This window comes from Acinetobacter sp. YH12086 (assembly GCF_013419345.1).
Taxonomy (GTDB): Bacteria; Pseudomonadota; Gammaproteobacteria; order Pseudomonadales; family Moraxellaceae; genus Acinetobacter; species Acinetobacter amyesii.
Genome location: NZ_VPAF01000004.1, coordinates 163,848 through 190,829 on the forward strand (window position 1 = coordinate 163,848; position 26,982 = coordinate 190,829).

24 protein-coding genes are annotated in these 26,982 nt (G+C 42.4%); 9 read left to right on the top strand and 15 right to left on the bottom strand.

The genetic code is table 11. From position 1 onward, the window contains the following. The first annotated feature begins 229 nt into the window (after positions 1-229). A complete protein-coding gene (locus FTU29_RS06695; protein ID WP_180121031.1) occupies positions 230-997 on the top strand; it encodes a hypothetical protein in 768 nt (255 codons plus the stop codon). Positions 998-1,166: 169 nt separating this feature from the next. Here FTU29_RS06695 and FTU29_RS06700 read toward each other — a convergent pair whose 3' ends face one another. Beyond that, complete coding sequence (locus tag FTU29_RS06700) at positions 1,167-1,817, bottom strand: response regulator transcription factor (protein WP_078190543.1); 651 nt, start codon at positions 1,815-1,817, stop codon at positions 1,167-1,169. Positions 1,818-2,191: 374 nt separating this feature from the next. Here FTU29_RS06700 and msuE point away from each other — a divergent pair, with 374 nt between their 5' ends. The 4 genes from msuE to FTU29_RS06720 all read left to right on the top strand — a co-directional run bounded on the left by msuE (position 2,192) and on the right by FTU29_RS06720 (position 6,725). After that, the gene (msuE, locus tag FTU29_RS06705) at positions 2,192-2,923 is read left to right on the top strand and encodes an FMN reductase (RefSeq protein WP_078190544.1); all 732 of its coding nucleotides are present in this window, start codon (positions 2,192-2,194) and stop codon (positions 2,921-2,923) included. A 39-nt stretch (positions 2,924-2,962) separates the two neighbouring features. Then, the gene (gene sfnG / locus FTU29_RS06710) at positions 2,963-4,069 is read left to right on the top strand and encodes a dimethylsulfone monooxygenase SfnG (RefSeq protein WP_180121033.1); all 1,107 of its coding nucleotides are present in this window, start codon (positions 2,963-2,965) and stop codon (positions 4,067-4,069) included. A 497-nt stretch (positions 4,070-4,566) separates the two neighbouring features. Then, the gene (locus tag FTU29_RS06715; RefSeq protein ID WP_180121034.1) at positions 4,567-5,985 is read left to right on the top strand and encodes a deoxyribodipyrimidine photo-lyase; all 1,419 of its coding nucleotides are present in this window, start codon (positions 4,567-4,569) and stop codon (positions 5,983-5,985) included. Between the two features lie 125 nt (positions 5,986-6,110). Continuing rightward, entirely contained in the window at positions 6,111-6,725 is a 615-nt protein-coding gene (locus FTU29_RS06720) for a riboflavin synthase subunit alpha (protein WP_180022763.1), read from the top strand. Positions 6,726-6,796: 71 nt separating this feature from the next. Here FTU29_RS06720 and FTU29_RS06725 read toward each other — a convergent pair whose 3' ends face one another. Together FTU29_RS06725 and acs are read right to left on the bottom strand one after the other, a co-directional pair. Continuing rightward, a complete protein-coding gene (locus FTU29_RS06725; protein ID WP_180121036.1) occupies positions 6,797-7,975 on the bottom strand; it encodes an acyl-CoA dehydrogenase family protein in 1,179 nt (392 codons plus the stop codon). A gap of 305 nt (positions 7,976-8,280) precedes the next feature. Further along, on the bottom strand, positions 8,281-10,224 hold the full coding sequence (gene acs, locus FTU29_RS06730) for an acetate--CoA ligase (RefSeq protein WP_111884479.1): 1,944 nt from the start codon (positions 10,222-10,224) through the stop codon (positions 8,281-8,283). Between the two features lie 284 nt (positions 10,225-10,508). Here acs and FTU29_RS06735 point away from each other — a divergent pair, with 284 nt between their 5' ends. After that, on the top strand, positions 10,509-11,087 hold the full coding sequence (locus tag FTU29_RS06735; protein ID WP_180121038.1) for a DUF805 domain-containing protein: 579 nt from the start codon (positions 10,509-10,511) through the stop codon (positions 11,085-11,087). A gap of 123 nt (positions 11,088-11,210) precedes the next feature. Beyond that, on the top strand, positions 11,211-12,182 hold the full coding sequence (locus FTU29_RS06740; protein WP_078193200.1) for a mechanosensitive ion channel family protein: 972 nt from the start codon (positions 11,211-11,213) through the stop codon (positions 12,180-12,182). Here FTU29_RS06740 and FTU29_RS06745 read toward each other — a convergent pair. The 5 genes from FTU29_RS06745 to prfB form a co-directional block, all read right to left on the bottom strand. Next, on the bottom strand, positions 12,168-12,878 hold the full coding sequence (locus FTU29_RS06745; protein WP_180121040.1) for a 16S rRNA (uracil(1498)-N(3))-methyltransferase: 711 nt from the start codon (positions 12,876-12,878) through the stop codon (positions 12,168-12,170). The two genes, FTU29_RS06740 and FTU29_RS06745, sit on opposite strands and share 15 nt — an antisense overlap. A gap of 324 nt (positions 12,879-13,202) precedes the next feature. Continuing rightward, on the bottom strand, positions 13,203-14,483 hold the full coding sequence (locus FTU29_RS06750) for a 3-deoxy-D-manno-octulosonic acid transferase (protein ID WP_180121042.1): 1,281 nt from the start codon (positions 14,481-14,483) through the stop codon (positions 13,203-13,205). An 87-nt stretch (positions 14,484-14,570) separates the two neighbouring features. Further along, positions 14,571-15,659, bottom strand: coding sequence for an alkene reductase (locus tag FTU29_RS06755; RefSeq protein WP_180084429.1), 1,089 nt, complete (start codon positions 15,657-15,659; stop codon positions 14,571-14,573). 37 nt (positions 15,660-15,696) lie between these two features. After that, entirely contained in the window at positions 15,697-15,996 is a 300-nt protein-coding gene (locus FTU29_RS06760; RefSeq protein ID WP_078190555.1) for a helix-turn-helix transcriptional regulator, read from the bottom strand. A 154-nt stretch (positions 15,997-16,150) separates the two neighbouring features. Continuing rightward, positions 16,151-17,246 (bottom strand): peptide chain release factor 2 gene (gene prfB / locus FTU29_RS06765; RefSeq protein WP_111884474.1). Its coding sequence is split into 2 segments (ribosomal slippage): positions 16,151-17,173 and positions 17,175-17,246, totalling 1,095 coding nucleotides; the frame shifts between segments, so codons are not numbered across the junction. Positions 17,247-17,427: 181 nt separating this feature from the next. Between prfB and FTU29_RS06770 the strand changes: the two genes are divergently transcribed. Beyond that, entirely contained in the window at positions 17,428-18,246 is an 819-nt protein-coding gene (locus FTU29_RS06770; RefSeq protein ID WP_180121044.1) for a putative porin, read from the top strand. Between the two features lie 326 nt (positions 18,247-18,572). Further along, positions 18,573-19,358, top strand: a complete 786-nt coding sequence (locus tag FTU29_RS06775) for a putative porin (RefSeq protein ID WP_180121045.1) — start codon at positions 18,573-18,575, stop codon at positions 19,356-19,358. 71 nt (positions 19,359-19,429) lie between these two features. Here the strand turns inward: FTU29_RS06775 and recJ are convergent, their stop codons facing one another. The 7 genes from recJ to FTU29_RS06810 all read right to left on the bottom strand — a co-directional run bounded on the left by recJ (position 19,430) and on the right by FTU29_RS06810 (position 26,980). Then, entirely contained in the window at positions 19,430-21,133 is a 1,704-nt protein-coding gene (recJ, locus tag FTU29_RS06780; protein ID WP_180121047.1) for a single-stranded-DNA-specific exonuclease RecJ, read from the bottom strand. Further along, positions 21,134-21,790 carry a pyridoxamine 5'-phosphate oxidase gene (gene pdxH / locus FTU29_RS06785; RefSeq protein ID WP_180121049.1) on the bottom strand — a complete coding sequence of 219 codons (657 nt, stop codon included), beginning with the start codon at positions 21,788-21,790 and terminating at the stop codon, positions 21,134-21,136. Between the two features lie 18 nt (positions 21,791-21,808). Further along, positions 21,809-23,140, bottom strand: a complete 1,332-nt coding sequence (gene glmM / locus FTU29_RS06790) for a phosphoglucosamine mutase (protein ID WP_180121050.1) — start codon at positions 23,138-23,140, stop codon at positions 21,809-21,811. 118 nt (positions 23,141-23,258) lie between these two features. Next, the gene (guaB, locus tag FTU29_RS06795; protein WP_078190562.1) at positions 23,259-24,725 is read right to left on the bottom strand and encodes an IMP dehydrogenase; all 1,467 of its coding nucleotides are present in this window, start codon (positions 24,723-24,725) and stop codon (positions 23,259-23,261) included. Positions 24,726-24,945: 220 nt separating this feature from the next. After that, on the bottom strand, positions 24,946-25,311 hold the full coding sequence (locus FTU29_RS06800) for a YkgJ family cysteine cluster protein (protein WP_180121052.1): 366 nt from the start codon (positions 25,309-25,311) through the stop codon (positions 24,946-24,948). Positions 25,312-25,409: 98 nt separating this feature from the next. Then, complete coding sequence (locus FTU29_RS06805) at positions 25,410-26,207, bottom strand: MBL fold metallo-hydrolase (protein WP_078190564.1); 798 nt, start codon at positions 26,205-26,207, stop codon at positions 25,410-25,412. A gap of 194 nt (positions 26,208-26,401) precedes the next feature. Then, entirely contained in the window at positions 26,402-26,980 is a 579-nt protein-coding gene (locus tag FTU29_RS06810; protein ID WP_078193209.1) for a TMEM165/GDT1 family protein, read from the bottom strand. Positions 26,981-26,982: the final 2 nt, after the last annotated feature.

The window sequence follows — 26,982 nt, forward strand, 5'->3', positions numbered from 1 at the left end:
TCGAATGCATGAGTGAACACTTGTACACTTAGTTACAATTAAAAATATATTTGATTTAAAAAAGATTTTTACAACCAAAAATAAAAACTAAAACTTTAGTCTTATATTTAGCTGCCGCCATTCGTTTTAAAAATATTCATAAGAAGTTGATCAGTTTCAAGCCAATTCAAGAAGCGTCATAACTCAACACTTGAGAAGCTGATCTCCCCCGCATATTAGGAGTGATCTTGTGAATATTTCAGAAACAATGCCGCATGGTTTTGATCAAAATCTACAGTTTCATCGTCAGTATGGTGCCAATGCCATTTTGCCAGAGATCGACTGGCGTCAATTATTTAAGTTCAGCAAATTAAGTGATGTGCAAGTCGAAGCGTTGGAAACACTCTATCGCAGTGCCGTTCCTCTTGCGTTACAGGTATTTGACGAACTGAATTTTGATGTCTTTGCACCAAATGCCTATAAACCTCAAGGTCTTGGCTTATTCGATCGACTGGCAGAGCAAGAAGACCTACTGCTGCAAAATTTAGAAGCCGAATCCAATTGCTTAGGTTTGGACACCCGTCATCAGATTTGGAGCATGCTACTGCGTGGTGGTGCGGTCTTGGTATTTAAAGCGTGGCTTGGTAAAGTCAAAACCGACAAAAACCAGCTGGATAAAACACAGTTTGATGAATTATCCGATTTACTGTTTATTAAAACGGCGCCATTTGAATTGGCTCAACGTTTAAATGTCGATGCCAACTCCAAGCAAGACCATATCTTCCTGATGTATGACAATGATATCTATCTGGACCGTTTTAACAGTTTAGAAACCGCAGCCCTATTTGTGGATTTGGGCGTTTATGATGCTGCTTTTCTAAGTTTACGTGATGACCGTGTCGCGGATTATCTCAAAGCGCGCGGCTATGTGTCCGATGAACAAATTGATGAATTGCAATGTGCGCTCAACCCTTTGTACTGTACCGATCTGACGCCTAAGCAAGACTATATTGCTTAAGTTGAAGTGGTTTGTTTAAGTCATTGTTAAGTTGCATTGCTCTATTGCTTTTAAACCACATGTAAAGACCTAACAGCATTTACACCGAAATGATCCAGCGCCAGCATTAGCGCTTAAACAGCATAAAAAAAGACCTCCATCGTGGAGGTCTTTTTTTTTGAAAAAATCCTTAGATTTTCTTTTCTTCAATATTCAATGCATTAATTGCCAAAACAGCTTGAGTTCGGTTTTGTACGCCCAACTTACGGAAAATCGCCGTTACATGCGCTTTGATGGTTGCTTCAGACACATCCAACTCATAGGCAATTTGCTTATTCAACAAACCTTCTGCCACCATCATTAACACGCGGAATTGTTGCGGTGTTAAAGACTGAATACGTTCTGCCAATGCCGTTTCATCTGCAGCACGTGGGTCGAAGTTCATATTGGCAGGTAGGTTTGGTGGCAACCAAATTTCACCTTCAAGCACTTGGCGAATCGCTTCACCAATGTGACTTGGATGCGCAGATTTTGGAATATAACCCATCGCACCATGTGCAATTGCACGTTGGATAATCGACGCTTCTTCATGCGCAGAGACCACAATGATTGGAATCGATGGATATTGTGCGCGAATATGCACCAAGGCAGAAAAGCCTGAAGCACCCGGCAAGTTTAAATCCAATAACACAAGATCAGGCTCAGGGCCATTTTCAAGACGTTCATAGCATTCATTGACTGCTGCAGTCTCATGAATTTGCGCCTGAGGCAAACTATAACGAACCGCCTGAATTAAAGCATGACGAAACAGCGGGTGATCATCAACGATTAAAATATTCATAAGCAACGTGAGAGATCTTGTGCACAATGACCCTATTCTAACCACACATGCTATGTGAAGGATATGCAAGAACTTATTTTTTTGCATTTAAAATGTAGATTTTCACCTAAAATGCGTCTTTTTTCGCATTTTCTATAAATCTTTAAATCTAATCATATTTTCATATAAATTTTATCAACACAGTAAAAATGCTTATATCTAAGCATTATATGTTGAAATATCAACAGTTTAAAATTTGATATTTCACGAATCTTGTGGTTTTTCCAACATATCTAAAAATCAGATAACTTTTCTGATTTTCGTTATTTTACAGTGATCCACCCATCGGGATTAATAAAAGGCATTCCGAGAAACCACACTTTTAGGTTTAAAAAATGTCTCAAGTTAATCTACAAAAACCCCTGAATATTGTTGCTGTATCAGGTGGCCTAAACAATCCATCTAAAACCGAAGCTTTGGTACAAGCCATTGTTGATGAGCTCGGTGATGCGACTCCAATCAATGTGCATTTTATTAAGTTTAGCGAAATTGGCAATTTATTAGGTGGGGCAATTTACCGTAACCAATTACCACAACGTGTACAAGATGACCTTGCTGCCGTTGAAGCTGCTGATGCACTGATTGTTGGAACGCCAGTTTACCGTGCTTCATTTACAGGCCTGTTTAAACACTTCTTTGACTTTGTCGAACAAACTGCATTGGTCGATGTACCTGTCTTGCTTGCAGCTTCGGGTGGTTCTGAACGCCATGCCTTAGTGCTTGAACATCAATTGCGTCCATTGTTCAGTTTCTTCCAAGCGCAAACATTACCGATTGGGGTCTACGCAACAGATCGTGATTTCACCCCTGAATACACCATTCATAGTGAATTACTCCGTGACCGCATTACTTTAGCTGTAGCACGTGCGCTGCCGATTTTGGAATGGGCTCCAGCCAAAGGTCAGCGTGCTGAAGTGGTGAAAGCCAAGTCTCAACAAGCCAACCAAAACTTGGGCATTAATAAGCAAATCGAGCAAGAAGAAGTCCTTCCTTCTGCAGCTGTTCCAAGTTTGGATGCCGCTGAAGCTCGACTGCATAGTAAAAAGCCAAAAACGCAAGTGGCCTAAACACCACAGCATAACAATTCGATCCCGAGGGTTTGCAAAATGTCAGTACAAGAAAAAAACATTACATTTGCGTACTGGGTACCAAACGTCAGTGGTGGTTTGGTGGTCAGTAATATTGAACAGCGTACCGATTGGAGCTATGACTATAACGTGCGTTTGGCACAAGCTGCAGAAAAAAGTGGCTTTGATTATGCGCTGACTCAAATTCGTTTTACCGCAGGCTATAACGCAGAAAATCAACACGAATCGGTTAGTTTCAGCCATGGAATTTTGGCCAAAACTGAAAAGCTCAAAGTCATTGCAGCGATTTTACCCGGCCCTTGGAAACCGGCTCTGGCTGCAAAACAATTGGCGACCATCGATCATCTTACCAATGGCCGTATTGCAATCAATGTTGTGAGTGGCTGGTTCCGTAGTGAGTTTGATGCGATTGGTGAAGAATGGCCCGAGCATGATCAACGCTATGCGCGTTCTGAAGAATTCATTCGTAGCCTAAAAGGCGTTTGGACGCAAGATAACTTTAGTTTTGATGGTAAATACTATCAATTTAAAGACTACACTCTATCTCCGAAACCGTTGCAAAAACCGCATATTGAAATCTTTCAAGGTGGCAGTTCACGTGCAGCACGTGACATGGCATCACGTGTTTCCGATTGGTACTTCACCAACGGCAATACCCCTGCTGAGTTGAAAAAGCAGATCGATGATATTCGTGAAAAAGCCAAGGCCAATAACCATCAGGTCAAAATCGGGGTGAATGCCTTCATCATTGCCCGAGATACTGAGGAAGAAGCCCAAGCGGTGCTTCAAACTATTATCGACAATGCCAATACTGAAGCGGTCAATGCCTTTGGCGATGCAACTCGTGAAGCAGGTGCATCCACAAAAGAAGGCGAAGGTAACTGGGCAAAATCTACTTTTGAAGATTTGGTTCAATACAACGACGGTTTTAAAACCAATCTGATTGGCACGCCACAACAAATTGCCGAACGCATTGTGGAACTCAAAAGTGTAGGTGTCGATTTGGTTCTCTCAGGTTTTCTCCACTTCATTGAAGAAGTGGAATACTTTGGCGAAAAAGTGTTGCCACTGGTTCGTGAACTGGAAGCTCAACAGCAGCAAGTTGTGCAGGCTAAATCAGCATAATTGTTGATGCAGTCACAGCTCATGTAATCAGCATAATAATCACAACCGGCTCACTTCACTTTCCTCCCCTAAGGCTCGGCTTAGGGGATTTTTTATCTCGAGTACCATTTAAAGACATGCTCTGATTCTAGAAAAATGAGCTGACCTGTAGACAAAGAAAAAGCCCGACATCCTGTCGGGCTTTTTCTATATGGATACTTAAGCATGACTCCTGTCTTGCTTCACAGTCCTGATGGTGAACACTTTGTTATTGTTTTATGTTCCGGAACGTCCTGTTCCTGTATGAGTTCATCTTAGGTAAAATTTAAAAGTGCGCCTAGCGTCAAAAACTTCGTTGCTTGTACGCTTAAGCTGACAGAATTGTGCGCAATCGGTTAAGTTAAACGATAGATATTATATGGTTTTTTATTAAAATCTATATTTTTTAGATGATTTTATCACCAATTAACACCCCCCGTAATTCCAGTGATATTTCCAACACAAACGAGGCAATAAATATGCAACTGGTTTGGTTTCGACAAGATTTAAGACGACATGACCATAGCGCACTGTGGCAGGCGACACAGTCTGGTCCAACGATTGCCTTTATTGCGCTTTCTCCTGAACAATGGACAAGGCATGATGATGCCCCCATTAAAATCCATCGCTATCTTGCCCAGCTGGAACTTTTGCGACAGCAATTGGCTGAACTAAATATTCCACTGATTATTCAGCATATTCCGGACTGGTCAGACATCGCCACTAAGCTATTAACCTTATGTACTCAACTCAATATACACACTGTTCATGCACATATTGAACATGGTGTGAATGAACTTAAACGAGATCGCGAAGTACAACAGTTATTAGAACAGCAGCACATCTCTGTTGAGCTGTACCATGACCGCACCCTGTTTCCTGTTGGCAGTATTCGCAATCAATCTGGACATCCTTATCAAGTTTTCGGTGCATTTAAGAAAAATTGCTACGAAAAATTGAGCATCAGTCTGCCTACTTGTTATCCCGCTATTGAAGCCCAAGCGGCTCTCGAACCGCATCCGCTGTGGCAAAATCAATTTGATTTACGTCCTTTTTATCCCACATCGCTGTTAGCTGCTCAAATCGAGCTTTGGCCGATTGGAGAAGATCACGCAATACAGTGCTTAGATGAATTTATTGAACAACATCTGCATCGTTATGCTGATGATCGGGACTTTCCTGCGCTCAATGGAACCAGTCGAATTGGCATGTATTTAAACTTGGGCATCTTGTCTATTCGCCAATGTCTGCAAGCCCTTTTTCGTGAACAAGGCGGCTATTTCCAGATCGACCACAGAGGACAACAAACTTGGCTCGATGAGCTGCTTTGGCGTGAATTTTACCAGCACATTTTATTTGACTACCCGCAAGTTTCTCAGCACCAGCCGTTTCAAACCAAAACCTTAAAAATAAAATGGCGCCATGCACCACAAGACTTTGCTGCGTGGCAATACGGCCAGACGGGCATTCCGATCGTCGATGCAGGGATGCGTCAACTACTGGCTACGGGTTGGATGCATAATCGGGTGCGGATGATTTGTGCCATGTTCCTCAGTAAGAATCTACTGATCGATTGGCGGTTGGGGGAGCAATGGTTTATGCAGCACCTTGTCGATGGCGACTTAGCGGCCAATAATGGCGGTTGGCAATGGTGCGCCTCGACGGGTACAGATGCTGTACCTTATTTTCGAATTTTTAACCCGATTAGCCAATCTCAGAAATTTGATCCGAACGGGGATTATTTACGTCAATGGCTACCTGAACTGGCAGATTTGGATGCCAAACAAATTCACCAACCCTTTGCCAAAAATCCTCAACTGGAATTGAACTACCCTCAGCCGATTGTCGATTTAAAGCAGTCTCGCCTAGCGGCAATTGAAACATTCCGAGCATTGTAGGCCATTGCCAATATCGAACTGCGACAGATCAAAATGCTGTACTGAAATGGTCACTCTAAGGCATAGCCGATCGGTCGTTTTGTCCCTACAATACAGAAAACGCAAATCATTTTAGAGACGTTCACATGTATACAGGCATCGTGCAAGGTTTAGAAAAAGTCTTAGACATTCGTCAAGGCAATGGCTTCACAACCTTGGTGATTTCAAATCATCAGAATTTTTTTCATGATGTCTTTATCGGGGCAAGTGTGGCGATTAATGGCGTGTGTTTAACGGCTACACATATTGATTTGGCAGCCAACCAAGTGCATTTTGATGTCTCTGATTTGACCAATCAACTCACCACGTTAAAAGCACTCAAGGCCGGTGATGAGGTCAATGTCGAACGCTCAGCCAAAGTTGGAGCAGAAAATGGTGGTCACAATCTATATGGTCATATCGAAGGTACCGCCACGATCAAAAACTTAGAGCATCGCGGGGAAACCTTTCATCTCGATATTCACATTCCGGCAGGCAATATTAAATATTTCTTTCTCAAAGGTTTTATTGGGCTCAATGGTTGTAGTTTGACTGTGAACCGTGTTGATCGTGCCAATAGTGAAATTTCAATCGATCTTATTCCTGAAACACTGCGCCTCACTACATGGAAAGATGTCCAAGTCGGTGATGCCGTGAATTATGAGATTGATCAAACGACGCGAACCTTAGTCGATACCTTAGAAAATATTCATCAGCGTTAAATCGACTGACAGCACATTGCAAAAAAGCCTCCAAAACGGAGGCTTTTTATTGGCTCATGTGCAATATACGTTTAAGAATAAAAACTTGGATCTGGCACTTTCGCTGTGAGCACCCATTCACCGACCTCCTGATATTTATAATCAATCGGATCGTGTAAGGTTTGGGTACGTACATTGCGCCAGAAGCGATCTAAATTCAATTTGGCCGTCGTGGCACGTGCGCCCATCACTTGGAAAATATTTTGCGTAATGTATAGCGAGCTATTGGTGGCTGCGATTTTGGCAGTTGCAATCGCAATAGAAACTTCTCCACGTTGTTCCGCCGTTAAAGCTTCACCAATCTCCCAAGCCCATTGCAAACGCTGAACCGCTTTATCTGCCAATAAACGTACACTTTCTAATTGCACATAAAACTCAGCAAAATGCTTTTGAATAAATGGGTCATTCACTGCATTTTCAACCAATGATTTTGACCATGCTTTTTGGTTTTGAACCGTCTGTTTTGCTGTTTCAAATGCCCCTTCGGCTACCCCCAAGAACATATGCACAAAGATCAACTGTGCAATCAACGGACGTAAGCTTGAATACGGTGTACTCAAAGGCCCCGGGTTCAGTAGTAATTCATCTTTGGAAATTTTAACTTGTTCAAAATGGCTACTTCCACTGTCGGTTTGACGTTGTCCCATATTGTCCCAATCGCCGAGAAAACTGACGCCTTCACGTGCTGTAGGAATCACCCCGATCAATAATTTTCCATCTTCATTGAAGCCAGAACACAGCAAAATGTCTGAATCCATGGAACCCGAACAAAAACTTTTATCGCCATGAAAGACGTATTCGTGTTCAGACAGTTGCGTCGCTGTAGTACGACGGTCTAAGGGGTTTAAGGTATTGCCCCAAAATAAATGCTCACGTGCAGTCTGTTCAAACCACGGGCCATATTGCTCTGGCTGCGCGAACAACTGTACCGTTGCAATTAATAAATGATGGAAACCATAAACATGCGCCAATGAGCTATCCACTTGAGCAATGGTTTGAATGGTTTTAAAAATCGTCAGCCAATCTGCCCCCTGTCCACCGTATTGCTGTCCAATGGACAATGCAAGTAAACCACTTTGACGAATCAAATCACGTTCAGCTTTGGGATTTCCCCCCTGCTTATCACGCTGAGCAGCCGTCGTGGCAAATTCTGCCGCCAGTTTTTGGGCAATATCGATCGGATCTTGAGTCAATGGAGTTGAAGCGTTCATATATCTGTCTGATTATTCTGTTACCGTTTTAGCTTAACAAAGTAGAGGCATTCAGCTTATCTCAATGCCTACAGTCTATATCTGTAAAATCTATATCTAATGAAATCTAAGTCACCAAGATTCAGGCGACTTATAATTTGATCATTTTATACGTCGTATTTAGGATGGATAAAATGCATCATGAACGGCCCTTCATCCTAATCAACTTTTATAGGAGAAAGGACGTTCATTATTGCTTTAATAATCCTTCGTATAAGCCATAGTGAACTTTCATCAGAACGTGATCACTCACGCTCAAATGGTTTTTATGACTTCGGATAAACCGTAGCAATCAAATGTTCAACCACTTGAGGTTCTGCCAAGGTCGAGGTATCACCTAAAGAGTCCAATTCATTGGCCGCAATTTTTCTTAAAATACGGCGCATGATTTTACCAGAACGGGTTTTCGGTAAGGCCGGCGCCCAATGCAATGCATCTGGCGTTGCCACTGGTCCAAGGATTTTGCGTACCCAAGCCACCAGTTCCTGACGTAACTCATCCGTCTCTGCTGTCCCTGCTTGTAGGGTGACAAAGGCGCAAATCCCTTGCCCTTTAATATCATGCGGCATACCCACCACTGCAGACTCTGCCACAGCATCATGTGCAACCAATGCACTTTCAATTTCAGCCGTTCCCAATCGGTGTCCTGAAACGTTCAAGACGTCATCCACACGACCCGTAATCCAATAATAGCCAGACTCGTCACGACGTGCGCCATCACCTGTAAAATACGTCCCCGGATAAGTGGAGAAATAGGCCTCAATAAAGCGCTCAGGATCACCCCAAATGGTTCGCATTTGTCCCGGCCAAGAATCCTTAATCACCAAGTTACCTTCTACGGCACCTTCAAGCTCATTGCCTTCAGCATCGACAATCGCAGGTTGCACACCAAAGAATGGACGCGTCGCTGAACCTGGTTTTAAATCGGTTGCTCCAGGCAATGGCGTAATCATGAAACCACCCGTCTCTGTTTGCCACCATGTATCCACCACTGGGCAGCGGCTTTCACCTACCACGGTGTAGTACCAATTCCATGCCTCTGGGTTAATCGGTTCACCCACCGAACCCAGTAAACGCAAACTACTGCGGTCACTTTCTCGGACAAAGGCATCCCCTTCTCGCATCATGGCGCGAATTGCAGTCGGTGCCGTATATAAAATAGTGACGTTGTGTTTATCAACAATATGTCCGGTCCGAGCCCAACTTGGATATTGTGGTACACCTTCAAACATCACGGTCGTGGTGCCATTCGACAATGGCCCATACAACACATAAGAGTGTCCCGTAATCCAACCAACATCGGCAGTACACCAAAACACATCATCTTGTTTAAGGTCAAAAACTTCACGGAAGGTACAATTCACATAGGTTAAATAGCCGCCTGTGGTATGCAATACACCTTTCGGTTTTCCTGTCGAACCTGATGTATACAAAATAAATAGCGGGTCCTCGGCATTCATAGGTTCAGGTGGACAAATATCATTGACCGACATGATTTCCATGTGATACCACAAATCACGATCTGCTTTCATTTCGATCGGGTTACCTGTACGGTGTACCACAATGACATTTTGAACCGAAGATGTGCCTTCAATGTCGAGTGCAAGATCGACATTTTCTTTGAGTGGAATGGGCTTGCCACCACGCATCCCACAATCCGCAGTAATCACGACTTTCGCCTGACTATCATCGATACGACTTGCCAATGAGTCTGGTGAGAACCCGCCAAAAACCACGCAGTGTACTGCACCAATTCGGGTACAGGCCAACATCGCAATTGCCGCTTCGGGCACCATTGGCATATACAGCACCACACGGTCGCCTTTGCCCACGCCATGTTTTTTCAGCACATTAGCAAAACGGCAAGTTTCATCATGCAGTTCTTCAAAAGAAATGATTTTATGCCGTGAAGGATGATCACCTTCCCAAATAATGGCCGGTTTATGTGGATGTTCTTTTAAATGTCGATCGAGACAGTTGGCACTGACATTCAATTCACCATCAGCAAACCACTCAATCTTGAAATCATCTTGCTTAAAATTTGTATTTTTAACTTGGGTAAACGGTTTGATCCAATCGATCTTTTGCGCTTGCTCTGCCCAAAACTCATCTGGTTGTTCAATCGATTTTTGATAACGCTCAAAGTACTCCGACTCGTTGATGCGTGCGGTTTTTTTGAAACTTTCAGGTACTGGATAGATCTCTTTCATATTGTATTTTCCTTGATCTGATTCATCTCATCACGAGATGCCATGCCACATTTCTACTTTTATAATTCCTGCATCACAGCAGTATGACGATTAATTTTTAATCGCAGCAATCATGCTTTGGTCGTATTATTCTTTCCCATTTAAAGCACATCTATAAGCAAAATTTCAACAAAAACATGTTTTAATTCAGTATCTGACCAGTTCAATTAAACCTATACTGCAAAGGTAATTTTACTCAGCACTCCGCTTTTTTATTCTTTCATATACGTTGAGTTGATCCGATCATGAACACCAATGACTCTTCTTTCTTTTCCCGTCAGACGACCACTACATCGGATAATCCCCTGAAACCTGATGGACGTTTTGGTCGACTGAGCATGATTGGTTGGTATGGCTTTCTCAATATCATCAGCTTTTTTGCCATAATCGCTTTAAGCCTTGCCGTGGGTATTTTCAACATCAATACCATGGCGTTAAATGAGCAATTTGTTGGTATATTCACTGGGATATCTGGCCTCGCCTATTTGGCGATTATGATTCTTTACATTTATTTTTATTGTGTCTTTGTCGTGCGTCGGCTGCATGACCTCAATAAAGCCGGTTGGTTGCTACTATTATTATTTATCCCCGTGATCAATCTTTTCTTTATCCTATATTTATTATTAGCCTCAGGTACAGCGACCGTAAATCAATACGGCGCGCCACGCCCTGCTGCAGTTTGGGAAAAAATTCTGGCATGGTTGATGATTTTAATCAGTGTCTTGTCGCTCTTGGCTACAGGTAGCATCACCTCGTATATGATGGGTAGCGGTGAAATTAAATCGCCGACAGAAATCATTCAACAAGGTACTGAATATTTCTAAACCACTGACCGAATTTAAGCCTGTCTGAATTTTGATACATCTGTTCGCCAGCCTGTAAATGAGGGTTATTTTCGCCACTAATTTCAGGCAAAATAGCGAAAAATCGAAACATTTGGAAAACTCGTGGCTGAAAAAGAAAATGCCTTGAGTGATGTCACTCAAGGCACGACTCAACTTTTGCAAGAGGCAACAGAAAAAACCGCACAAACCGTGCTGGAACATACCTCTAAATATAATGACGCATACTCAACGATCGATAAATTTGTCGATGGATTTTGGGAACGCCTGCCATATATTTGTATCGCATTAATTGTTTTTACGATCTTCTATCTACTGTCTAAACTCTTTAGATTCTTTGTTCGTAAAGCGCTCACTGACCGTTCTTACTCAAAACAAAATCTAGTTTTGGTCCTGAACCGTGTGGGTAGCTCAGCCATTATGTTCTTCGGTTTCCTAATTGCAATGGTCATTGCAATCCCAGGTTTCACACCGGGTCAGCTCATGAGTGCATTGGGGATTGGTTCGGTCGCAATCGGTTTCGCGTTTAAAGATATTTTCCAGAACTTACTGTCGGGTATTTTGATTCTCCTCGGTGAACCATTCAAAATCGGTGACGACATTATTGTGTCAGGCATGGAAGGTACAGTTGAAGATATTCAGATCCGCGCAACCTTCCTACGCTCTCCAGATGGTCGTCGTATCGTGATTCCAAACGCGACGGTTTACACCAGTGCGGTAACGGTGAATACCGCTTATCAGCGTCGTCGTTGTGAATTTGTGGTGGGTATTGGTTATGAAGATGACATTCAAAAAGCTAAAAATATTGTTTTGGCTATTTTGGACAAAGACCCAACCATTTTGAGCCAACCTGCGTTTACCGTAAACGTAAATGCTTTGGCTGATTTCTCAGTCAATCTGAATGTCCGTTGGTGGGTAGATACCACTGAAACCACTACTGCGAACTCAATCAGTGAAGTGCAAGAACACGTTATCCAAGCATTCAATCAAAATGGTATTTCAATTCCTTACCCTGTACAGGAAGTTAAAGTTTACCGTGGTGATCAAGCTGAGACAGAAGCGTCAACAGCCAAATAATCGCCCTAAAACGTACGGAATCACAGTTTCTGTACGGATAATTCGGTTGCCTAAGCTGACTGCTTGGCAACCGTTTTTTATGAGCAAATCGACCTCATAAGGGATAAATCCACCTTCAGGCCCAATAATGATCGTACATCCATGTTGAATCCCTGCAGGCATCACATCTTCGACATAAGGGTGCGCCACATAAGCGGGATAGTCCGATGAAATCATGCTCGGTAAAACATCTTCCACAAAGGGTTTAAAGCGTTTATACAGTTCAATTTTGGGCGCAATGGTGTCACCTGCCTGCTCCAAACCCAACGTCACATAGTGATCGAGCTGCTGTAAAAATGGTGTCTGCCAATAGCTTTTATCCACGCGATAACTGTGCAGCAAAATGATTTTTTCTACACCTAAGGTGACGGCATCCATGATCAGACGGCGCAACACTTTCGGACGAGGCATTGCCACAATTAAAGTCACCGGATGCTTTGCAGGTACTTCTTCTTCTTGTAAGGGTTTAAGTTGAATGCGCTCATCACTGATACTGACGATTTGGGTTAAATAGCGTTTTCCTTCCCGAATACCGACTTTGAGTGTATCGCCCACCTGTATATTCACATGGTTTTTTAAATGCTCAATTTGACGTTTGGCACTGATACTCCACAGTTCAGATTCAGTTTGACGTGGGTCAAGCAGGACGATGTTCATAAAAATTCTCTTACCCAGCTCAATTGGATACACGAAAACGTCATCCACAACGGTTCAAGGCAACACTCAATAGAATCACTCGAGTTTCAGCGATTATTTGTTAGACATAAAAAATCGACGCGTTTTGTCGTGAGCTGCATTGCACCGCAAGATGGCTTCCTTGCGAAGCTTCGCATCTCATTTTACCTAATGAGAAACAACGTTTCGTAAGAGTACCTCTAACCGAAGGCTAACCCCTTTCTTCAAATCTTAAATGTAAGACTCTGTCGAGCCTATTCATTTATCTATTTAAAGCATCAACCAATTTAAATCATGGTTGAAAAATCAAAGGTACTGATCAATCACCTGAATATGCTTTTGCAGCGACCCGGTATTCTTTTGCATAATCAGCTGAGCTGCATCATTTAAAGCCTGAGCTTTCGCAGTATTTTGAATGATGTCAACCAATGCACTGGCCGCCTGCTCAAAATCCCGCACAACCACAACCGCATGGGCCGCTAAAAATTCATCCACAATGGTTTGAAAATTAAAATAATGCTGACCTAATACTGTCGGGACATGTAACGTGATGGGCTCCAAAATATTATGTCCACCGCCCGGTTCATTGAGCGATCCACCCACAAAACACGCCTGACTCATTGCCAGCCAAAGCCATAATTCACCCATACTATCCGCCAAATATACCTGCGTTTCAGGCTGAATTGTTTGGTTTAAACTGCGGCGCTGTGTGCGTAAATTTAGTTTCTGCGCTTCTACAAAAACCTCATCAAAGCGTTCAGGATGACGTGGTACAACTATACATAACAGCTCAGGCTGTTGTTGCAAAATCGGCTGCAGTGCCGCGAGCAGTTTTTGTTCTTCGGGTGCATGCGTACTGGCAATGGTGATGATTTTACGATCTTGCAAAGCCCAATCTTGACGCAACTGCGCTGCTTGTTGCACAAAGCTATCGGGCGCATGAATATCAAATTTGATACTTCCCACGACCTGACTGGTATGCGGATTTGCACCCAACTCAATAAATCGCGCTAAAGTTGCCTGATCTTGCGCCAATAATTGTTTCAAACTCTTTAGCATCGGCTGCGTCAAACTCGGGACTTTGCCATAACCTTTCGCCGATTTTTCAGATAATCTGGCATTAATTAATAAACACGGAACGTTGGCCTGATCGGCTTCAATCATCAAATTTGGCCAGAGTTCAGTTTCGACCAGAGCCAACATTTTCGGTTGATATTTTTCGATAAAACGGCGGACTAATTTTTTTTGATCTGCTGGCAGATACACGGCCTGAAATAGCGATTCATATGGTGCTTTTAAAAATAATTGTTTCGCACGCGCTTGTCCGGTTTTGGTGGTATTGGTGACTAAGACCGGATGACCTGCTTTGAGATAATGTTCAATCAGCGGCTGTGCAGCGTTGGTTTCTCCTACGGAAACCACATGAAACCAAATTGCATTGCGGTTTTTAACCGGCTGAAATGGCCCAAAGCGCTCAAGACACTCTTGCTGATATAGTTGGAGATCTTCAGCACGTTTTTTGAGGCGCCATTGATATAGCGGCTTAATCAGTGCCAAAGCTGCGTTATACCAAAAAGGAGTAGTCAAATTATTACGCTCAAAAACGGTTTGAATCGGCAGAATATATCAGAGCATTATCCACATGTTAATGGATAATGCGTATTCAAGTGTCGATTAATAGGTTGAACGACCTGAACCAAATTTATTTTTCATGCTTGGATAATCAATATAGCCTTCGGCTACATCTGTTCCAATCATATTTTCCAACTGCAATTCATTCAGTGCAGCATTCGCTAGCAAACGTTCAAACAAATCTGGATTGGCAATATAGGCTTTACCAAAAGACACCGCATCGGCTTTACCTGAGGCCAATAAATCTACAGCATCTTCACGGCTTAAACGCATATTGGCAATATATGGCACACCATTTGAGCGCTGTTTCAGATAATCACTGATACTGTCATCCGCTAGATATTCACGGGTAAAGAAAAATGCAATCTTCCTCTGCCCCAACTGCTCTAAAGCATAGCCAAAGGTTTCACGTGGATCATGATCGCCCATGTCGTGTTCATCACCACGCGGCGCAAGATGCACACCTACACGACCTGCCCCCCACACTTCAATCAGCGCATCCACCACTTCAAGCAATAAACGTGCGCGGTTTTCTACAGAACCACCATACTCATCTTCACGTAAATTGGTTTTGCTTTGTAGGAATTGATCGATCAAATAACCATTGGCCGCATGCAATTCCACACCATCAAATCCCGCTTCTTTGGCTTTGATCGCAGACTGTTTGTATTGTTCTACAATGCTTTTGATTTCTGCAATCTCTAATGGACGTGGCACGACATATTCGCGTTTTGGACGAAGCAGACTGACATAACCTGCCTGTTGTACCGCACTGGCAGACACTGGTGTATCACCATCCAAAAGATCTGGATGTGAGACACGTCCGACATGCCACAATTGCGCCACAATTAAACCTTGCTGTTCATGTACGGCTTGGGTCACCAGTTTCCAGCCTTGAACTTGAGCATCGGTAAATAAACCCGGCGTCTGCAAATAGCCATTAGCTGCTTCTGAAATGACTGTTGCTTCTGAAATGATTAATCCAGCACTTGCACGCTGTGCATAATATTCAGCCATCATCGGCGTTGGAACACGGTCAATGGTTGCACGACTACGGGTTAGTGGCGCCATTACAACGCGATTTTTGAGGTGTAAATCACCCAAAATGAGAGGAGTATTAAGTTCAGCCATATATGTCTCGCCTGACACTTCAAATGCGAAAAATGATTTAAAGTGAGTTCTGCAGATAATCAATATATTGCTGAATGAGTTCTTCATTGCGTGAGAAATACGACCATTGACCATATTTCTCGGCTTGAATTAAGCCCGCCTGTTGTAACACAGACAAATGATTAGACATCGTAGACTGCGAAACATTACCGAGTTTTTCGATATTGCCAGCGCATACACCACGATTAAAGCCGCCACATTGTTCTTCTGACAAAAACTGTTCTGGTGTTTTCAACCATTCCAAGATTTGACGTCGAGTCGGATTGGCAAGTGCTTTAAAAATTAAATCAATATCCATAATTTAAACGGGTTTAATTAAATAAAAATTTGGACAACAAAGTTCTATTCAGCATCTTGAATACACTATATCGTATTTTTTCGATTTTTATATCGATTTTTTTAGATATATTGATCAAGAACAGATAGAACTTTGTTTTCTATATAAATTTAAATTACAAACCTTGTTTGAGGCTAGCTTCAATAAACTTATCTAAATCACCATCAAGCACTGCACCGGTGTTTGAACTTTCCACACTGGTACGTAAGTCTTTAATACGCGAGTCATCTAAAACGTATGAGCGAATTTGGCTGCCCCAACCGATATCTGACTTGGTATCTTCCAACGCTTGTGCCGCATCATTACGTTTTTGCATTTCAAGTTCGTACAATTTTGCACGTAGCTGTTTCCATGCATGGTCACGGTTGGCGTGCTGTGAACGTTGGTTCTGACAAGCCACCACAATCCCTGTTGGAGCGTGAGTTAAACGTACCGCAGAGTCTGTTTTGTTAATGTGCTGACCACCCGCACCAGATGCACGATAGGTATCAGTGCGTACATCAGCTGGATTGATTTCAATTTCAATATTGTCATCAATTTCAGGCGATACAAAAACCGCTGAGAATGAAGTATGACGACGGTTACCCGAGTCAAAAGGTGACTTACGGACTAAACGATGTACACCAGATTCTGTACGTAACCAACCATATGCATACTCACCTTCTACACGGATGGTTGCAGACTTGATCCCTGCCACATCACCATCAGACTCTTCCATCACTTCTGCTTTAAAGCCATGACGTTCAATCCAACGTAGATACATACGCAGTAACATGGATGCCCAATCCTGTGCTTCAGTACCACCAGAACCTGCTTGGATTTCGACATAGCATGGGTTCGGGTCCATCGGATTACTGAACATACGACGGAATTCTAATTTAGCAAGTTCTGCTTCCGCTGAAGTTAACTCTGCTTGCACATCCGCAAGTAAGCTTTCTTCTTCTGCTTCAACCGCAAGATCCAACATCGCTTGGGCATCTTCTAGCTGAGTTGAAAGCCCTTCGAGCACGTTAATGACGTTTTCGAGTTCACCTTTTTCTTTTGCCATTGCTTGTGCACGGCTTTGATCATTCCAAATTGCTGGGTCTTCCAGCTCACGTAGAACCTCTTCTAAACGCTCTTTTTTCAGATCGTAGTCAAAGATACCCCCGTAATGTTTGACCACGGTCGTTTAAGTCTTTTAGCTGTAATAGATACGGATTAATTTCCACGTGAATTACTCTCAATCAAAAAATTTGGCTTAAATAGCCGCCTATTATATCACAGAGAATTTGCACAGATTCAGCCAGATTGATCATCCAAATCATTGACTTCAATGCACATAATATGAACAATACGCTCGCGTTACTATTTATTACATTTTATTTACAACAATAATGTTTCGAGGGTTTTATGAAAAAGACATTACTTGCACTAGGATTAGCTGTTATCACTTCATCAACTTTTGCTTATGATGGTCAAGTTGATGGCGGTTTTACTTATACAGATTGGGATAATGATATTATTGATACTGATAATACATTCAATCTTAAAGGTACTTTGTATTTTGACTCAGTACAAACTGGTAATGGTCCATTAAATGAAGCTGCTTTTCTAGGTCATAACAGCAATGCCTATCTTGGGTATTCATATAACACTATGGAAAGCAATGAAGTTTTTGGTTTCAAAGCTGAATCTGATATTCACCACTTAACCGCAGGTATTGAATATTTTGTCGATCAATTCTACCTCAATGGTGAAATTGGTTTTGGTCAACAAAATGCTAAAGCAACAGAATATGGTCAAACTCTTTATGATGACGACTACGATGTGACTACTTACCGCGCATTAGTGGGTTATTTACCTGTTTCTAACCTTTTACTTGCTGCAGGTATTGATGGCTATCAAGGCGACAATGATGAAGACGAAGACAACCGTTTTGCTGTTAAAGCAAAATATGTTGCGCCGTTGAACAATGGTCAATACATCAACCTAGAGGCAGATGGCGCTTTTGGTGATTTAGACTCTGTTACGATTGGTGCAGACTACTACTTCGACCAAGCTTTTAGCATTGGTGCATCTTACAACATCGAAGATGATGGTGATGAAGACACGGATTACTTCGCTATTCGTTCAAAATACTTCCTAAACCCGAACCTAGCAATCGGTGGTCAAGTTGGTTTTGGTGATGACGTTCAAGCGTTCAACATCAATGCAACTTTACGTTTCTAATTTCGTTTGAATTAGGAATGTGCATTAAAAAAGCACCTCAAATTTGAGGTGCTTTTTTCTTTTCGATGTAATATTTACTTTAAAAAAAGTCCAGTTGTTGACCAAATAATCTACAAATTCATAATATCTACACAGTTTTAATAAAACAAAACATTATAAATAAATACATACTTTTCAATATTTTAAATAATTTTAATTACATAAAATTACCGAATACACAGTTCTGCAACTTTGCAGCGATTGACCATCTTTAAAAATTCTCTAGACTAAAACTTGTAACAAAAAATGTATTAAATTTAGCCAAACAATTTAGAGGGGTAGTTTCCATGAAAAAACTCGCAATTGCTTCAGCACTTCTTTCTGCACTTGCTATTACAGGTACAGCTCATGCTTATCAAGCAGAAGTGGGCGCTTCAGCTGGTTACATCGACCCAGATAATGGAAGCTCTGGCAGTGAATTTGGTGTAAACGGTACTTATTACTTCAACCCTGTTCAAACGCGTAACGCTCCTCTTGCAGAAGCTGCATTCTTAAACCGTGCAAGTAACGTAAATGCACATGCAACTTTCGCTGACCGCGGCAATGTTGACGACAATACTTATGGCGTTGGTATCGAATACTTCGTACCAAACTCAGATTTCTATGTATCTGGTGATGTAAGCCGTAATAATGTCGAAGTTGACACTCCAGTCGGCACAGTAGACAACGATACAACTTACTACGGTGCTGAAGTCGGTTATCTTCCTGCACCTGGCTTCTTAGTTGCAGTTGGTGTGAAAGGTTGGGATAACGATGAAGATGACGGCGTAGATCCAACTTTACGTGCTAAATACGTAACAACTTTAAGCAATGGTAAAGACATCAACCTTGAAGCGGGTGCAGCATTCGGTGATCTAGATGAATTCAATCTAGCAGCGGATTACTTCATCGACAAAACATTCAGTGTTGGTGCTGACTACTACAACAACGATGTTACTGATCGTAACGAAGTTGGGATCAATGCACGTAAATTCTTCAACCAACAAGTGAGCCTTGAAGGTCGTGTTGGTTTCGGTGAAGTTGGCAACAATGACTACAATTCATTTGGTGTAGCAGCGAAATACCGCTTCTAATCCATTGAAGTCAAAACCATAAAAAAAACCGCTCTTCTGAGCGGTTTTTTATTTGCCTGTAAAAATGGAATTTATTGAGCCAAGTGTAAAACTCTCAATTGAACACTGACATTTCCTCTAAATTCATTTTTATCGAGTTCGTAGACCAAGCGGATTTTATCTTGCATAGGATTAAATTCATATTTTTCTGCCGCATTAAATGCAATTGCGTCCACCATTAAACCATTATCTAAAGCAAGTTTTAATTTCAAATGTAGGTCTTTCAACCAACGATAATCTAAAATTTTAAATAGGCCTTCATAGACCGGTGCAGGGAATTTTTGTCCCCATGGACTTAAATTTTGCAGAAGATCGACGGTTTCGACATTAATGGCCGAATCGGGCAATTCGCCATCTGTCCAAATAGTGGCCTGAAATAAACTTTCATCTTGCGCAGCGATGAGTGCTTCAAAAGCGGTTTTAAATTCAGAAAAATGCTGCTTTTGAATGGTTAGTCCTGCTGCGGCAGCATGTCCACCAAAATGACTCACCAAATGCGGATGTAATTCAGCAATACGCTCAATACTGTCTCGAATATGAATACCTTCGATAGAACGCGCAGAGCCTTTAATATGTACGCCATCCTCATCTGCGGCAAAGACGATTGCAGGTCTATGGAATTGTTCTTTTAAACGCCCTGCAACAATCCCAATCACCCCTTGATGCCAATGCTGTTCAAACATGATCAAGGCTGCAGGTAAGTTATCCTGATCAAGCTGAATATGTTCTAACTCAGCCAGAGCTTCCTGTTTAATCTGCCCTTCGACTTGGCGTCTTTCAATATTGAGTTGATTCAACTGCTGCGCAATCGGATAAGCCGTACTTAAATCTGCCGCAATCAGACACTCAATCCCAATATCCATAGTCTCCATACGCCCAGCTGCATTGAGTCGTGGGCCGACCACAAAGCCCAAGTCCTGTGCTTTTAACTGTGCAGGATCACGACCGGCAATGTCCAATAATGCACTGATTCCTGGACGACATAATCCTTGCTGTATCCGCTTCAAACCAGCATCGATCAAAATCCGATTATTCAGATCTAGACTTGCAACATCAGCATAAGTACCTAAGGCCACCAAATCCAAATATTGGCTGAGGTTGGCTGTGGATTTAGCATTTTTTTTGCGCATACTGGCCAAATTTGCCAACACATAAAATGCAACACCTACGCCAGCCAAGGCTTTACTTGGAAATTCACATCCCAATTGATTGGGATTTACCACCGCTTCTGCTTGTGGTGTTTCCTTTGTGGTCAGGTGATGGTCGGTAATGATCACCTGCATACCATGCGCCTGTGCCTGTGCTACACCAGCATGGCTCGAAATACCATTATCGACCGTAATCAGCAAATCTGGAGTAAAGCTCACGAAGGCCAAATCAGCAATGGCAGGTGTCAGACCATAACCATATTTGAAACGATCTGGAACCAGATATTCAACATCCGCGCCCATATCACGCAGTGCCAAGACCATCAATGCAGTACTAGTCGCACCATCGGCATCATAGTCGCCCACAATGACGATTTTTTTCTGTGCATCAATGGCTTGGTCGATCAACTCTATGGCTTGCTGCATGCCTTTTAAGGTCGGGGCATGTAAATGCTTAAGCTTCAATTCCAGCTCTTGTGCGGAAGAAACCCCGCGACGTGCCAATAAATCAGCAATAAACGGGGCAACGCCCTGAATATCTTCAGGGCGCGTCAAATAGGGTCTTTGTTGAATTAAAAGTTTAGACATTTATGGCATCAGTCGCTGTAAAACCCATTGACCATCCTGTAGTTTATAACTCAAGCGGTCATGTAAACGATTCGGACGGCCTTGCCAAAATTCATAATAATCCGGAACTAAACGATAGCCACCCCAAAACTCAGGTTTCGCTAATACGTCTTTGCTTTCCACTTGATCATGCAAATTTTGGAATCGCTGTTGTAATTCTTCACGGCTGGCAATAACACCACTTTGTGGAGTGCTAATGTGCGCTGCGATTTGGCTATCACGCGGTCGTTTATGGTAATAATCCGTAGATTCTTCTAGAGATATCTTTTCCACACGACCACTGACCCGAATTTGACGTTCCTGCTCTTGCCAATAAAACAATAACTCTGCATAAGGATTATTGAGCAGATCGTTACCTTTTTGACTGTCATAGTTGGTGTAGAAGTCATAACCTGCATGGGTCGCACCGCGCAACAAGACCGTCCGCACGTGCGGACGGCCTTGGGCATTTGCCGTAGCCAAAGACATAGCATAGGGTTCATGCAATTGTGCTGCTAAGGCATGGTTAAACCATAATAAAAACTGCTCATGTGGATCACGGTTCACCTGATCTTCATGCAACTCACCTTTTTGATAAGTTAAACGCAGTTCACTTAAGTCCTTAATCACATCATTCATGCAATTTCCCCTCTTAATTTAAGCTGCATTGGCACGAACAGCATCAGCCAAATGATTTGCCAATGCGGTGACTTCTTCAAGGTCATTACCTTCAACCATGACACGAATGACCGGCTCTGTGCCTGATTTACGAATCAAGATGCGACCACGCCCTTTAAGCTGAGCTTCAGCTTTTTCAAACTCGTTCACCAGTGCAGGTACGGCGTAGGGATCAAACATCGCTGCAAGGCGTACATTCACTAATACGTTTGGCAATAATTCAAAACCTTCCACAAGTTCATGCAAGGCTTTGCCTTGTTCAACCATGACGGTCAACACTTGTAGTGAAGCAATGATCGCATCACCTGTGGTGCTCTTATCTAAAGTCAGAATATGCCCTGATGGCTCACCACCTGTTACCCAACCTTTTTCTTCCAAACCTTGCAATACATAACGATCACCGACTTTGGCACGCAGTAATGGCACTTGGGCTTTATCTAGCGCAATTTCAAGCGCCATATTGCTCATTACCGTACCCACGATACCCGCAGGTTTTTGACTCGCTTGAGTGGCTAAAATATACAGAATATGGTCACCAGTAATTTGCTGACCATTTTTATCGACCATAATCACGCGGTCAGCATCACCGTCAAAGGCAATCCCTAAATCCGCCTGATGTTCAACCACTGCTTTTTGTAAAAACTCAGGATGCGTCGAACCACAGTCTTTATTGATGTTTAAACCATCCGGTTCGTTAAACAGCGCAATCACTTTTGCACCCAGTTCACGATACACCGAAGGACCAACGCTATAGGCTGCACCATTAGCACAGTCCACTACAATTTTTAAGCCTGTCAGGTCAAAATGGTACGGGAAGGTTGATTTACAAAACTCGATATAACGACCATTGGCATCTTTTACACGCACACTTTTACCTAAGTTTGCAGGGTCTTCGATCACCAAGTCATTTTCAAGTTCTTTGTTTATGGCTTCTTGAATTTCATCCGGCAATTTTTTACCTTCGCTCGAGAAAAACTTAATGCCGTTGTCAAAATACGGATTATGCGACGCCGAGATCACGATGCCTAAGCTGGCATGTAATGCACGGGTTAAATGGGCAATTGCAGGTGTAGGTAATGGACCCAACAAATGAACATAAACACCTGCTGCGTTTAAACCGGCTTGTAATGCTGACTCTAAAATATAGCCCGATAATCGGGTATCTTTACCTAGTACAACGATGGGCTTTGCTTTTTTACTGTATTGTTTTAATACTTTACCTGCGGCAAATCCTAGTTTTAATGCAAATTCAGGGGTAATAGGCAATTCACCGAATTTGCCACGAATGCCATCTGTACCAAAATAACTCATGTTGTACTCACTTCTTAATGGTGATCTTAATCATCACTTTTTACTGCAAATACTTTACACCAAAAACAAAAAGGCCGTCATATTAATGACGGCCTTTTCGGCTAAAAGCTACTAAATATCAACCAACACGGTAGTTTGGTGCTTCTTTAGTAATAGTCACGTCATGTACGTGAGATTCAGACATACCTGCCGCAGTAATTTTGACAAACTGTGCATTTTTACGTAAGTCATCGATCACCGCAGAACCGGTATAACCCATAGATGAACGTAAACCACCCATCATTTGATGAACGATGTTACCCATTGGGCCTTTGTACGGTACGCGACCTTCAATACCTTCTGGTACAAGTTTTTCAGCGCCTGCTTTTGAGTCTTGGAAATAACGGTCAGCAGAACCTGTTGCACCTGCCATCGCACCCAATGAACCCATACCACGATACGCTTTGTAGTAACGACCTTGGAAGAATTCAACTTCGCCCGGTGCTTCTTCTGTACCAGCCATTAATGAACCTACCATGATGGTACTCGCGCCTGCACCAATCGCTTTTGCCATATCACCAGAGAAACGGATACCACCGTCTGCAATCAATGGAATTTGATCTTTTAGTGCATTGGCAACGCTGTCAATCGCAGAGATTTGCGGCATACCAATACCAGCCACAATACGTGTAGTACAGATTGAACCCGGGCCAATACCCACTTTCACTGCATCTGCGCCAGCATCTAATAATGCAAGAGCTGCATCACCAGTCGCGATGTTACCGCCAATCACTTGAACTTGTGGATAGTTGGCTTTAACCCAACGTACACGTTCAATTACACCTGCAGAGTGACCATGTGCTGTATCAACAACAATCGCATCAACACCCGCTTCTACCAATGCTTCTACACGGCTTGGTGTTTCTGCACCTGTACCAACTGCAGCACCAACGCGTAAACGACCTAAGTCATCTTTGCAGCTGTTTGGATAGTTTTCAGCTTTACGGAAATCAGTAACCGTGATTAAACCTTTCAGTTCGTTGTTGTCATTTACAACAAGGACTTTTTCAATACGGTGTTTTTGAAGTAATGCTTGGATGTTTTCTTTTGATTCGTTTTCACGAACAGTCACCAAACGATCATGGCCTGTCATGATGTTACTAACAGGTTGCTCAAGATTGGTTTCAAAACGAGTGTCACGACCAGTAACAATACCCACCACTTGACCGTCTTTCACCACTGGTACACCGCTGATGTTATTTGCTTGAGTTAAAGCAATCAGCTCACGTACAGTCGTTTCTGGTGTAACGGTAATTGGGTCTTTCACCATACCTGCTTCAAATTTTTTCACGCGGCGAACTTCTGCAGCTTGTGCAGCAATATCCATGTTTTTATGCAGGATACCGATACCACCGTTTTGCGCCATTGCAATCGCCATACGTGATTCAGTCACAGTATCCATCGCAGCAGAAACAAGTGGAATATTCAAATTGATGCCACGTGTGAAACGTGTCTTAAGAGAGACATCTTTTGGGAGAACAGTAGAATAGGCAGGGAGTAATAAGACATCATCAAAGGTTAGGGCTTCTTGAACGATGGTCAACATAACAGTCTCGCTGGTAATTTCCGTGAGCCATTATATACAAATTTCCGTTCAATTTTCATTTTAATTGCGGCAATTCTTTACGGAGTTTTCAATATTTACCATCGAATATGCTGTTTTCAGCAAGAATACTCTGGGGGTTGGTCAGCATCCAGTGCAATACAGGCAGAATCCGAAGACTCTACCTCTTAGATTTCAATAAATTTATTCTGGAAATAAAGCCTTAACTGACTTGATCGAAATCTTCGTCATTTTCAGCATCATGCAGTGGAATACTGATCAATGGAATCATTTGATGCGCGATGCGTGCTTTATTACATTGCTCATCGGCGATTTGAACTTCTTTACAAGATGAACTACGTGCCTCATACATGTTACAACTCACCCGTTTACCTACTTCTCCACCCAAAGCAATACAACGTGGATTTGCCTGATTCGTACCCACCATACATGAATACACCGATGTCACAGGTTCCGTATAATGTTCAGGCATATTTAGCCCTTCTGCCCAATAAAAAGAAACGCGATAGTGAGCACAACATGCTCCACAGGTTAAACATGCATCCTGAGTCGGTATTTGAGACAACATTTTTATCTATTCTCGTCATCTAAAAGCTTATTTTATGGACGAAAAATATTAAAAAATGTTATCTGCAAACTCAATTATTTTTTGAAATTTTCAAGTCATTATACTGGGCAAGTAAAGACTGTTTCATCCATTAAATCGACACCACACTGCAAGGTTTCGATCCAATCTAAGAATTGATTGATCTGTTCTTTACCAATAAATGGCGTGCCGTGCTGCGGTACGATCATTTCCACATCCATCGTCCGTACCATGTTGACCCAAAGACGGATCACTTTGTTTGAACACATGTAGCGCTGATGGAAGCCTTTCATTTTAGGAATATGAGCGGCAAAATTTTCTAAAGGTTTAGAGGCATCATCCACCATAGATGCGCCCATATCCCCTGAGAATAAAATTTTGGCAATCGGGTCATAAAATTGGAAGTTACCAACTGAATGTAGGAAGTGTGCAGGAACAGCCACCAAATGACTGTTGCCTAATGGAATCACCTGACCATGATCTGGCAGTTCGATCAGACGATCCAACCAGTTGCCTTTCATGCGGTCACTCATGAATGCAGAGTTTAAATGTGGTAAGAAACGCGCCCACAGTTTAGATGCCACCACTTTGGCGTCGGTATAAACCAACCAACGTGGCATCGAAGTAATAATGTCAGGGTCCTGATGCGAGGCCATCACATAGTCAAGATTGGTCAAACGGGTATATTTATTCAGTTCCATAGTCAGTGGGACATAGGTCAAGTCACCACCCGGATCGAGCACTGCTGCGCGCTCATTATCCAAAATCAGGAACTGGTTCGCCTGTACGCCCTCGCCTTTTACCAAGCTGGTAAAGCTAATACATTTATGCTTTCCATCATCATAAAGTACCTGTGATGTTGTGCGTTCGAAAGCCATTCCCATTCCCCAAATTTTTTATCAAAAAATATATATTCTATAGGTGAATAACATATATTTATTTAGGGAAACTTACAATAAATATTCAGTCAATATTATCTGAAATATCAGTGAATTGGGTCTCATTTATTGGCAAATAATCCTGAGTTTTTAACTCAGGATTTCATGTATTTTTAATATGGTGAGATCATTATTTAAAATAAATAGTGTTGTGCCAACGCAGCCAAACCAATCACCAAGAATACCAAGGCGCCAATTTTATGAATCAGTGAAATCGGTAGTTTTTCTGCTAGTTTGTTGCCAATAAATACCGCAGGCGCATTAACCAACATGATGCCTAATGTCGTCCCCAAAGTCACCCAGCCAATACTGTCAAAGCGTGCAGCCAGTGCAACAGTGGCAATTTGGGTTTTATCTCCAATTTCAGCCAAGAAGAACAAAACGAAAGTGGCGCCGAAAACCCCATATTTTTGCCACTTATTGATACTTTCAGATTCATCATCCAATTGATCGGGGATCAACATCCACACCGCCATGGCAATAAAGCCCAGAGAAACGATCCACAATAAAACGATTGGGCTTAAAACGGTGGTAATCCATTGACCCAGCACAGCAGAAACCCCGTGGTTCACCACAGTCGCGAGGAAAATTGCAATTAAGATCGGAACGGGTTTACGAAAACGTGCAGCAAGCAGTAAGGCAAGTAATTGTGTTTTATCACCCATTTCTGACAGGGCAACAACAGCAAGGGAAATGAAGAAAGCGGTTAACATGG

What these genes read in the sequence shown, in the direction of transcription:
- FTU29_RS06700 (WP_078190543.1), bottom strand. Translation starts at nt 1,817, where the DNA reads ATGAATATTTTAATCGTTGATGATCACCCGCTGTTTCGTCATGCTTTA.
- msuE (WP_078190544.1), top strand. Translation starts at nt 2,192, where the DNA reads ATGTCTCAAGTTAATCTACAAAAACCCCTGAATATTGTTGCTGTATCA.
- sfnG (WP_180121033.1), top strand. Translation starts at nt 2,963, where the DNA reads ATGTCAGTACAAGAAAAAAACATTACATTTGCGTACTGGGTACCAAAC.
- FTU29_RS06715 (WP_180121034.1), top strand. Translation starts at nt 4,567, where the DNA reads ATGCAACTGGTTTGGTTTCGACAAGATTTAAGACGACATGACCATAGC.
- FTU29_RS06720 (WP_180022763.1), top strand. Translation starts at nt 6,111, where the DNA reads ATGTATACAGGCATCGTGCAAGGTTTAGAAAAAGTCTTAGACATTCGT.
- FTU29_RS06725 (WP_180121036.1), bottom strand. Translation starts at nt 7,975, where the DNA reads ATGAACGCTTCAACTCCATTGACTCAAGATCCGATCGATATTGCCCAA.
- acs (WP_111884479.1), bottom strand. Translation starts at nt 10,224, where the DNA reads ATGAAAGAGATCTATCCAGTACCTGAAAGTTTCAAAAAAACCGCACGC.
- FTU29_RS06735 (WP_180121038.1), top strand. Translation starts at nt 10,509, where the DNA reads ATGAACACCAATGACTCTTCTTTCTTTTCCCGTCAGACGACCACTACA.
- FTU29_RS06745 (WP_180121040.1), bottom strand. Translation starts at nt 12,878, where the DNA reads ATGAACATCGTCCTGCTTGACCCACGTCAAACTGAATCTGAACTGTGG.
- FTU29_RS06755 (WP_180084429.1), bottom strand. Translation starts at nt 15,659, where the DNA reads ATGGCTGAACTTAATACTCCTCTCATTTTGGGTGATTTACACCTCAAA.
- FTU29_RS06760 (WP_078190555.1), bottom strand. Translation starts at nt 15,996, where the DNA reads ATGGATATTGATTTAATTTTTAAAGCACTTGCCAATCCGACTCGACGT.
- FTU29_RS06770 (WP_180121044.1), top strand. Translation starts at nt 17,428, where the DNA reads ATGAAAAAGACATTACTTGCACTAGGATTAGCTGTTATCACTTCATCA.
- FTU29_RS06775 (WP_180121045.1), top strand. Translation starts at nt 18,573, where the DNA reads ATGAAAAAACTCGCAATTGCTTCAGCACTTCTTTCTGCACTTGCTATT.
- recJ (WP_180121047.1), bottom strand. Translation starts at nt 21,133, where the DNA reads ATGTCTAAACTTTTAATTCAACAAAGACCCTATTTGACGCGCCCTGAA.
- pdxH (WP_180121049.1), bottom strand. Translation starts at nt 21,790, where the DNA reads ATGAATGATGTGATTAAGGACTTAAGTGAACTGCGTTTAACTTATCAA.
- glmM (WP_180121050.1), bottom strand. Translation starts at nt 23,140, where the DNA reads ATGAGTTATTTTGGTACAGATGGCATTCGTGGCAAATTCGGTGAATTG.
- guaB (WP_078190562.1), bottom strand. Translation starts at nt 24,725, where the DNA reads ATGTTGACCATCGTTCAAGAAGCCCTAACCTTTGATGATGTCTTATTA.
- FTU29_RS06800 (WP_180121052.1), bottom strand. Translation starts at nt 25,311, where the DNA reads ATGTTGTCTCAAATACCGACTCAGGATGCATGTTTAACCTGTGGAGCA.
- FTU29_RS06805 (WP_078190564.1), bottom strand. Translation starts at nt 26,207, where the DNA reads ATGGCTTTCGAACGCACAACATCACAGGTACTTTATGATGATGGAAAG.
- FTU29_RS06810 (WP_078193209.1), bottom strand. Translation starts at nt 26,980, where the DNA reads ATGTTAACCGCTTTCTTCATTTCCCTTGCTGTTGTTGCCCTGTCAGAA.